This window comes from Nocardioides sp. URHA0020 (genome assembly GCF_000620705.1).
GTDB lineage: Bacteria > Actinomycetota > Actinomycetes > Propionibacteriales > Nocardioidaceae > Nocardioides.
Window position 1 is genome coordinate 339933 of sequence record NZ_KK211166.1, and the last position, 8931, is coordinate 348863.

Annotated in this window: 9 protein-coding genes; 4 read left to right on the forward strand and 5 right to left on the reverse strand. The window is 69.7% G+C overall.

What is annotated here, in order from left to right:
- Nucleotides 1-89: 89 nt before the first annotated feature.
- Entirely contained in the window at nt 90-2990 is a 2901-nt protein-coding gene (locus N542_RS0106075; RefSeq protein ID WP_028643160.1) for a vitamin B12-dependent ribonucleotide reductase, read from the reverse strand.
- Between the two features lie 129 nt (nt 2991-3119).
- Nucleotides 3120-3587, reverse strand: coding sequence for a transcriptional regulator NrdR (gene nrdR, locus N542_RS0106080; protein ID WP_028643161.1), 468 nt, complete (start codon nt 3585-3587; stop codon nt 3120-3122).
- Nucleotides 3588-3971: 384 nt separating this feature from the next.
- On the opposite strand from nrdR, the gene N542_RS0106085 reads away from it, so the two are divergent.
- Nucleotides 3972-4757, forward strand: a complete 786-nt coding sequence (locus N542_RS0106085; protein WP_051551440.1) for a sigma-70 family RNA polymerase sigma factor — start codon at nt 3972-3974, stop codon at nt 4755-4757.
- 48 nt (nt 4758-4805) lie between these two features.
- On the opposite strand, the gene N542_RS26460 is transcribed toward N542_RS0106085, so the two are convergent.
- Nucleotides 4806-5750, reverse strand: coding sequence for an ATP-binding protein (locus N542_RS26460; RefSeq protein WP_197025874.1), 945 nt, complete (start codon nt 5748-5750; stop codon nt 4806-4808).
- 76 nt (nt 5751-5826) lie between these two features.
- Here N542_RS26460 and N542_RS0106095 point away from each other — a divergent pair, with 76 nt between their 5' ends.
- Complete coding sequence (locus tag N542_RS0106095) at nt 5827-6186, forward strand: hypothetical protein (protein ID WP_028643164.1); 360 nt, start codon at nt 5827-5829, stop codon at nt 6184-6186.
- Here the strand turns inward: N542_RS0106095 and N542_RS0106100 are convergent.
- Nucleotides 6183-6590 (reverse strand): hypothetical protein, encoded by a 408-nt coding sequence (locus N542_RS0106100; protein WP_028643165.1) that lies wholly within the window; start codon nt 6588-6590, stop codon nt 6183-6185. The two genes, N542_RS0106095 and N542_RS0106100, sit on opposite strands and share 4 nt — an antisense overlap.
- A 113-nt stretch (nt 6591-6703) precedes the next feature.
- Nucleotides 6704-7051: a LysM peptidoglycan-binding domain-containing protein gene (locus N542_RS0106105; RefSeq protein WP_028643166.1), complete on the reverse strand. Its 348-nt coding sequence runs from the start codon at nt 7049-7051 to the stop codon at nt 6704-6706.
- Nucleotides 7052-7309: 258 nt separating this feature from the next.
- On the opposite strand from N542_RS0106105, the gene lexA reads away from it, so the two are divergent.
- Together lexA and N542_RS23640 are read left to right on the forward strand one after the other, a co-directional pair.
- Nucleotides 7310-8026, forward strand: a complete 717-nt coding sequence (lexA, locus tag N542_RS0106110) for a transcriptional repressor LexA (protein ID WP_028643167.1) — start codon at nt 7310-7312, stop codon at nt 8024-8026.
- Between the two features lie 85 nt (nt 8027-8111).
- Entirely contained in the window at nt 8112-8891 is a 780-nt protein-coding gene (locus N542_RS23640; protein ID WP_197025875.1) for a phosphatase PAP2 family protein, read from the forward strand.
- Nucleotides 8892-8931 lie beyond the last annotated feature (40 nt).

Consider the following 8931-nt stretch of genomic DNA (forward strand, 5'->3'; position numbering starts at 1 on the left):
AAGTCCGGCCTGTCCGAAACCAGGACATTCGTGGCCGAGATCAGGACATTGCTGTCCGATCCAGCCGGGACATTTCCTGACCGTTCACATCAGCTGCAGCCGCTGGTGCTGCCGCAGCCCTCGCAGACGTAGCAGGAGCCGGCGGGGCGCATCTTGGTGCCGCAGGTGAAGCAGAGCGGCGAGTCGACGGCGGTGCCGGTGATCTGCTCCATGAGCTCGGCGGACGTGTGGGCCTCCTGGGTGTAGGCCTTCGCCTCGGGCGCCGCCGTGGTCGCGGGGGTCTCGACCGGCTCGACCACCGCGGAGGTCTCGGCGACCGCGGACGAGTCCAGGACGTCGATCTCGATGAGGTCGGCAGCGTTGTTGCCGGTCTCGGCGACGGGCTCGTACGAGCCGGTCTCGAGGTAGCGCTGACGCTCGTCGGCCGAGTAGATCCCGAGGCCCTCGCGGGTCTCGAAGTCCAGGTAGTCCAGCGCCAGGCGACGGAAGACGTAGTCCATGACGGACTGGGCCATCCGGATGTCGGCGTCGTCGGTGAGGCCGGCGGGCTCGAAGCGCTGGTTGGTGTACTTCGAGACGAAGGTCTCCAGCGGCACGCCGTACTGCAGACCGATCGAGATCGAGATCGAGAACGCGTCCATCACACCGGCCAGGGTCGAGCCCTGCTTGCCCAGCTTGAGGAAGATCTCGCCGAGCGAGCCGTCCTCGTGCGCACCCGAGGTCATGTAGCCCTCGGCGCCACCCACCGTGAAGGAGGTGGTGCGCGAGACGCGGGACTTCGGGAGCCGCTTGCGGACCGGGGCGTAGACGACCTTCTCGATCACCTTGGTCTCGACCTCGGTGACGGCCTCGGTCGAGGCGTTGGAGTCCGAGCCCTTGTTCTCGCCCTTGCCGGTGGCCAGCGGCTGGCCGACCTTGCAGTTGTCGCGGTAGACGGCCGTGGCCTTGAGGCCGAGCTTCCACGACTGCAGGTAGATGTCCTCGATCTCCTCGACGGTCGCCGACTCCGGCAGGTTGACCGTCTTGCTGATCGCGCCGGACAGGAACGGCTGGGCAGCCGCCATCATCCGGACGTGACCCATCGGGGCCAGGGCGCGAGCACCCATCGCGGTGTCGAAGATCTCGTAGTGCTCGGTCTTGAGGCTCGGGGCGTCGATCACGTGACCGTGCTCGGAGATGTAGGTGACGATCGCCTCGACCTGCTCCTCGACGTACCCGAGCTTGCGCAGCGCCCGCGGGATCGTCTGGTTGACGATCTGCATGGAGCCGCCGCCGACCAGCTTCTTGAACTTGACCAGCGAGAAGTCCGGCTCGATGCCGGTCGTGTCGCAGTCCATCATGAAGCCGATGGTGCCGGTCGGCGCGAGCACCGAGGCCTGTGCGTTGCGGAAGCCGTTGACGGCGCCGAGCTCTTGCACGTCGGCCCAGGCCTGGGTCGCGAGCTGGTGGACCTGGCGGTCGGCGATGCCGAGCGTGCGCACCGTGTCGTTGGCGGCCTGGTGCTTGCGCATGACTCGCTTGTGGGCCTCCGCGTTGCGGGCGTAGCCGTTGTAGGCGCCGACGATGCCGGCCAGCTCCGCCGAGCGCTTGTACGACGTGCCGGTCATCAGCGAGGTGATCGTGGCGGCCATCGCGCGGCCACCGTCGGAGTCGTAGCCCAGGCCCATCGCCATCAGCAGCGCGCCGAGGTTGGCGTAGCCGATGCCGAGCTGGCGGTAGTCGCGGGTGGTGTCGCCGATCGCCTCGGTCGGGAAGTCGGCGAAGCAGATCGAGATGTCCATCGCGGTGATGATGAACTCGACGGCCTTGGCGAAGAGCTCGCCGTCGAAGGTGTCGTCGTCCTTGAGGAACTTGAGCAGGTTGAGCGACGCCAGGTTGCACGAGGAGTTGTCGAGCGACATGTACTCCGAGCACGGGTTGGACGCGGTGATCCGGCCGGTCTCCGGGTTGGTGTGCCAGTCGTTGATCGTGTCGTCGTACTGCAGACCCGGGTCGGCGCAGGCCCAGGCGGCCTCGCTGATCTTGCGGAAGAGGCCGCGGGCGTCGACGGTCTCGATGACCTCGCCGGTGCCGCGCGAGCGCAGCCCGAACTCGGTGCCGTCCTCGACGGCGCGCATGAACGCGTCGTTGACCCGGACCGAGTTGTTGGCGTTCTGGTACTGCACCGAGGTGATGTCGGCGCCACCGAGGTCCATGTCGAACCCGGCGTCGCGGAGGGCGCGGATCTTGTCCTCCTCCTTGGCCTTCGTCATCACGAACTCCTCGATGTCGGGGTGGTCGACGTCGAGGACGACCATCTTGGCCGCGCGGCGCGTGGCGCCGCCCGACTTGATGGTGCCCGCGGAGGCGTCGGCACCGCGCATGAAGGAGACCGGGCCGCTCGCCGTGCCGCCGGAGGAGAGCAGCTCCTTGGAGGAGCGGATGCGGGAGAGGTTGAGGCCGGCGCCGGAGCCGCCCTTGAAGATGAAGCCCTCTTCCTTGTACCAGTTCAGGATCGAGTCCATCGAGTCGTCGACGGAGAGGATGAAGCAGGCCGAGACCTGCTGCGGCGACGCGGTGCCGACGTTGAACCAGACGGGGCTGTTGAACGAGAAGTACTGGTGCACGAGCAGCCAGGTGAGCTCGTGCTCGAAGACCTCGGCGTCGCCGGACGTGGCGAAGTAGCCGTGGTCGATCCCGGCCTTCGTGTAGGTCTTGACGATCCGGTCGATGAGCTGCTTGAGGCTCCACTCGCGGGTGTCGGTGCCGACGGCGCCGCGGAAGTACTTCGTGGTGACGATGGTGGAGGCGTTGACCGACCAGAAGTCCGGGTACTCCACCCCGCGCTGCTCGAAGACCGTGACGCCGGTCTTCCAGTTCGTCTGCACGACGTCGCGACGCTCCCACGTCAGCTCGTCGTACGGGTGCACCCCCGCGGTGCTGAAGATCCGCTCGATCGTCAGCCCGCTGCCCGTCTTGGCAGTCTTGCCGCCGCTCACCGTCTCGGTCATCCCTCTTGTGTCCCGTCTTTCGAGGTTGTGGTTGTGATCATTGCTGGTGGCACCGACAGAGGGCGGTGCCGACGAATGGTGGGCCCGGCGCGCGTAGCTTCCCCACTGCGCACGCCGGGCCGTCTGGGGTCAGCCCGTCGGAACGGGCTGGGTGCGCTCAGCGCGCAGGGTGGCGATCTCGTCCTCGAAGTCGTCGGCGGACTCGAAGGCCCGGTAGACGCTGGCGAAGCGCAGGTAGGCGACCTCGTCGAGCGCGCGCAGCGGTCCGAGGATCGCCATCCCGACCTCGTGGGCGGGGATCTCGGCGGCTCCGGCGAGCCGGAGCGCGTCCTCGACCGCCTGGCCGAGGCAGGCCAGCTCGTCCTCGGTGACCGGTCGGCCCTTGCAGGCCTTGCGGACGCCGGCGATCGCCTTGTCGCGGGCGAACGGCTCGCTGGCGCCGGAGCGCTTGAGCACGGTCAGCTGCATCAGCTCCACGGTCGTGAAGCGGCGCTCGCAGGCCGAGCAGGTACGCCGCCGGCGGATCGAGCCGCCGTCATCGGCGACCCGTGAGTCGAGCACCCGGGTGTCGGTGTGGCGGCAGTACGGACAGTGCACCGGGGTCTCCTCTCCACCTGTGGATAACGGGGGTTCTACTGTGTAAAACACGCCTCCACCTGTGGGTCTTCCCCATCTATCTGTTGACTAGATGTGGATAACTACACCGGTGTAAGTACTAGATGTAGTGGTAACCGTACGCCCGCCGGGAAGGCCGCGCAAGTAGCGTCCAGAACTTCCTCGACAGCGCCGCGGCGGCCCGGCAAAGCCGCAGGTCAGAGCCCGATCGGGCCCGCAGATCGGGGTCCGGACACCCGCGTGTCGCGGTCCCGGTCTCACCCGCAGGGGTGGTTTTACCTTGCACTACCGACGGGACATATCAAGGGACGGCTCACGCATGAGCCGGAACACCCAAGCAGTGAGATAAATGAAGAAGGTCACCTGATGGACGCAGCAGCACCCACCGCCGTACCGCAGGAAACCCGATCCGAGACCACGGCCCGCCTCTTCGCCGAGCGCATCCACGCCGACTCCGGCGACCGCGGTCGCCTCGAGGAGGCGATCATCCGCCTCAACATGCGCGTCGCCGTCGACGCCACCCGCCGCTTCCGCGGCAAGGGGATCGCCACCGAGGACCTCGAGCAGGTCGCGTACGTCGGCCTGGTGAAGGCGGTCCGTGGCTTCGACCCCGAGCGCGGTCACGACTTCCTCAGCTTCGCCATCCCGACCATCCGCGGCGAGGTGCGCCGCCACTTCCGCGACCTCGGCTGGATGGTGCGCCCGCCGCGCTCGATCCAGGAGACCCAGAGCAAGATCATCGGCTGCGAGAGCGAGCTCTTCCAGCAGTTCGGCCGCGCCCCCCGTCCGTCGGAGATCGCCGCGCACCTGGGCCTCGAGGTCGACACGGTCGTCGAGTCCCTGGGGGCCAGCGGCTGCTTCGCGCCGGTGTCCCTGGACGCTCCCAACGGCGCCGACGACGAGTCGCTCACCCAGCGGCTCGGCGGCTTCGACGAGGGCTTCGACGTGGCCGAGGCGCGCGCCGTCCTCGCTCCCCTGCTGGCCCGCCTGACGCCGCGCGAGCGCAAGATCGTGGAGCTGCGCTTCTTCCACGGCCGGACCCAGTCGGAGATCGGCCGCGAGATCGGCGTGACCCAGATGCAGGTGTCGCGCCTGCTCACTCGCCTGATGACGCGGATGCGCGAGCAGCTCGACGTCGTCGAGGCCGCCTGAGGATCACCCCGCTCGCGGCCCGAGCCTGCGACGGCGCCGTGGCCGGGTCTAGGAGACTGCGGAGCGCGCGTCGTCGGTCAGGTCGAGGACGAACCACGACGACGTACCGACGGCGTCGCGCACCGAGCCCCAGCTGTCGCTGAGCGCCTCGACCAGGACCAGCCCGCGGCCGAAGACGCGCAACGGGTCCTCGTCCTCGACCACCTCGGCGGTCTCGGGGCCGGCGCCGCCGTGATCGCGTACGGCGACGGTCAGGAGGCCGTCGCCCAGGGCGACGGTCAGGTCGCTGGTGGCGTCGGCGTGGATGACCGCGTTGGTGACCAGCTCCGACAGGCACAGCTGCGCGGTCTCGATCGGGTCGTCGGCGAGGCCCCAAGCCGTCAGGGTCTGCCGCAGGAACCGCCGCGCCAGGCCCACCGCGCGCGGGTCGTCGTCGAGAGCCAGGGACGCGGTGCGCGACGACGTGTCGCTGGGCACCGCGACCGCACTCGCGGAGGCGGCGACGCCACGCGCCCGCACCCGTCGTACGGCGTCAGCGCCGCGACTCGCCAGGGCGACCAGCAGGTCGCACTGGGACTCCGCGAAGATCTGCGGCCGGTCGTAGTAGAGGAGCAGGCCGCCGAGCGGGGCGGTGACCCCGGGCAGCGGGATCGCGGCAAGCGCCTGCGTCCCGGCGTCGCGCTGCCGGGACACGAGACCGGCGTACCGACCCTCGAACGAGCCGAGATCGCCGTACACCAGGGCCCCGGTGCGGACCACCCCCGTGAGCGGCACGTCGTCGTACGCGTCGATGTGGCACCACTCGGCCGGCGGCTCGGCCGACGACGCCGGCAGGAAGCGGAGCCGACGGCCCCCGCCCTCCACCAGTGCGATCCCGACCCGGTGGACGTCCGGCAGGGTGAGCAGCTCGCGGACGAGTGCCCGCGCGACCGTGTCGATGTCCGCCGCGGCTGCCAGCCCGGCGGGAGCGGCACCGGTCCGGTAGTCCACCACCTGGCCAGGGTAGATCACCCCATCGGGCGACGTGGCGCGTCAGGTCTGCTGAGGGGCGATCGGCCACAATGGCGTGATGACCGGGGCGACGGGTGGCAAGCGAGCGGGGTCCCGCCGCGGCCAGCGCGCCCCGAGGTCCTTCCGCCCGGTCCTGCTGCTGCTCGCCGCCGGCATCACGCTCTCGGTCGTGGCGTGGGGCTACCTCGTGTACGCCGCGATCGACTTCGGCTCGTCGGCCCGCGGAGGCGAGTCCCAGGCCTGGTGGTTCCTCGCCATCGCCTCCGTCGGCGCCGTGGCGTGCCTCTTCTTCGGGCTGATGCTGGTGGCGATGATGCTGCGACGGCTGGGCATCACCAGGCCGCCGGCCAGCACCGACCCGGAGCCCGACGAGCCCGAGGCGCCCCGCCCGATCGGTGGCCGCCGGGCGGCTCGCTAACGGTCACGGAGCCGGCGGACGAACTTCAGGCCCGACCACGTCTCGTCGACCGCCGCGACCTTGACGTCGACCCAGCCCAGGCGCAGCCCCAGGGCGCGGACGACGCCGTCGTCGAGGTCGCTGGCGATGCCGAGGCTCCGCTGCGCCGCCCTCTTGGGCCAGCAGACCCAGACCATCCCGGCAGTGGCGGTCCGCTCGAACAGCCGCGGCAGCCGGACCTCCAGGTCCGCCAGCCGGGTCTGGAAGGTGAGGGACACGTCGAGGGTCGCCGCCGGCACCCGGCGTACGACGCGCGCTGCGGTGTCACCCAGGTCGAAGCCGTCCGGCGCCCGGTCGAGCAGCACGACGTGCTCGTCCTTGATGCCGAGCTTGCCCACCAGCGGGGTGCCGGAGTAGCCGGTCATGAGGGGAACGTAGTGGACACAAATGCCGCGAGGGGCGGAACCAGAAGGTTCCGCCCCTCGTCTTCCCCGGTCCGTCGGGCGGGGTCGAAGCGCCCGACGAGATCTGTGGTGGCTCAGTCGCCGGTGGGGATCAGCAGTCGCTGCCCGGAGATGAGCATCCCCGAGTCGAGCGCGTTGAGCTTCTCGATGCGGTCCATCATCGACGCGACGTCCCCGTCGTCGGCGGCCGCGGAGGCGATCGCCCACAGGGTGTCGCCGGGGCCGACCTGGACCACCGCGGTCGGCTCGGGCGTGCCCGCCTCACCGGTGGCCACAGAGCCGGCGGCCACGATGATGCCGACGGCGAGCACGGCCATCAGGGCGAGGACCACGACGACGACGCGTCCGCGTCGGGTGAGCCGCACCGCGCCACGAGGGCGGGTCGTCGGCTGGAACATCTGGTCGAAGGTCATCGTGCTCATCTGAGACTCCTGGGGAAGTAGTCCGGCTGTCGTCGACACCAGTTCTAGTGGCGGCCACCGACAGTCAGTGCTGACCCGTCTGGACCACCATCTCGATCAGGCGTTCGATCGAACGTGTGTACGACGTTAGAGCACGTGTTCGAACGAGACAAGGGCTCGGACGAACATTTGTTCGAACCGATCCAGACGCTTGTTTGCCGACACGCCCGTTCGAACAAATGTTTGAAGGCACCGTCCGCGATGGCCTAGCGTGGGCCCATGGCCAAGAAGATGACGGTGCGCGAGCTGCCCGACGGGCCCCCCGACGCCACCGGGCTCACGCCCCGACAGCAGCGTGTGCTCGCGACGATCAAGGACGCGATCGAGACCCGCGGCTACCCGCCGAGCATGCGCGAGATCGGCGAGGCGGTGGGGCTGACCAGCTCCTCCAGCGTCGCCCACCAGCTCAAGGTGCTGGAGGCCAAGGGCTTCCTCAAGCGCGACCCCAACCGTCCGCGCGCCCTCGAGGTGTTCCTCCCCGAGGTGATGGCGGCGCGGCGCTCGCTCGGCGCCGCCGACGAGACGTCGTACGACGAGACCGGTCTCGGCGACTCGGTGCCCGCCGCGGCGTACGTCCCGCTGATCGGCCGGATCGCCGCCGGCGGGCCGATCCTGGCCGAGGAGACGTACGACGAGGTCTTCCCGCTGCCCAAGCAGCTGGTGGGCGACGGCGAGCTCTTCCTCCTCGAGGTCTCCGGCGACTCGATGATCGACGCGGCCATCTGCAACGGCGACTACGTGGTCATCCGCAAGGAGCAGACCGCGGAGAACGGCGAGATCGTCGCCGCGCTGATCGACGGCGAGGCCACGGTCAAGACGCTGCAGCGCAAGGACGGAAAGGTGTGGCTCCTGCCGCACAACCCCAACTACGATCCCATCGACGGCACCAACGCCACCATCATCGGGAAGGTGACGGCGGTGCTGCGCCGAGTCTGATGTCCGGGAATACCTGATCAGGCTCGGGGTTGATCAGGGGGACAACCCTGATGGCACGGGAGGGCCGATGAAAGACGCTGGTGCTGTGACCACGGCACCCGCGCTTGCCCGGACCCGGACGATGCCCGTGTGGGCGCGCGCCGTCCTGGAGCTGCTGCTCATCCTGGCGCTCTGGGTGTTCTACAGCCTCGCCCGGTTGCTGGCCGACACCAGCCTGCAGCCGGCACTCGACCGTGCCAACGACCTGCTGCACGTCGAGGACCTGCTCGGCATCAGCTGGGAGCTCCAGCTCAACCAGGTCTTCACCGACCATCGCGTCGTCGGCCTGATCGGCAGCTACTGGTACGCATCGCTGCACTACGTCGTCACCGCCGCCGTCCTGGTCTGGCTGTGGCGGCTCGGCGCGGACCGCTACGGCCCCGCCCGGCGTGCGCTGGTGATCGGGACCCTGCTGGGACTCGCCGCCTACCTCGTGATGCCGACCGCCCCGCCGCGCTTCATCAGCGGGTACGTCGACGTGCTCAGCCTGCACGCCGCCGACGGCTGGTGGGGCGCCGATGCCTCCGCGCCGCGCGGGCTGGGCGGCCTGACCAACGAGCTCGCCGCCTTCCCGTCGCTGCACGCCGGCTGGTCGCTGTGGGTGGCGCTGGCGCTGCAGGTCTACGCGACCCGCAAGTCGGTGCGCGTGCTCGGCTGGCTGTACGCCGTCGGCACCGCGATCGTCATCGTCGGCACCGGCAACCACTGGGTCATCGACGCGCTCGTCGGCTGGCTGGTCATCCTCGTCGGCTGGGTCGCCGCCCAGGCGCTCGGCCGCGCACTCGACCGACGAGCCCCACGCGAGGACTCCCCCGTCACCGAGTGACGTCCTGCCCGCCCTGCGGGTGTGTCGGCACGGTTGCAGC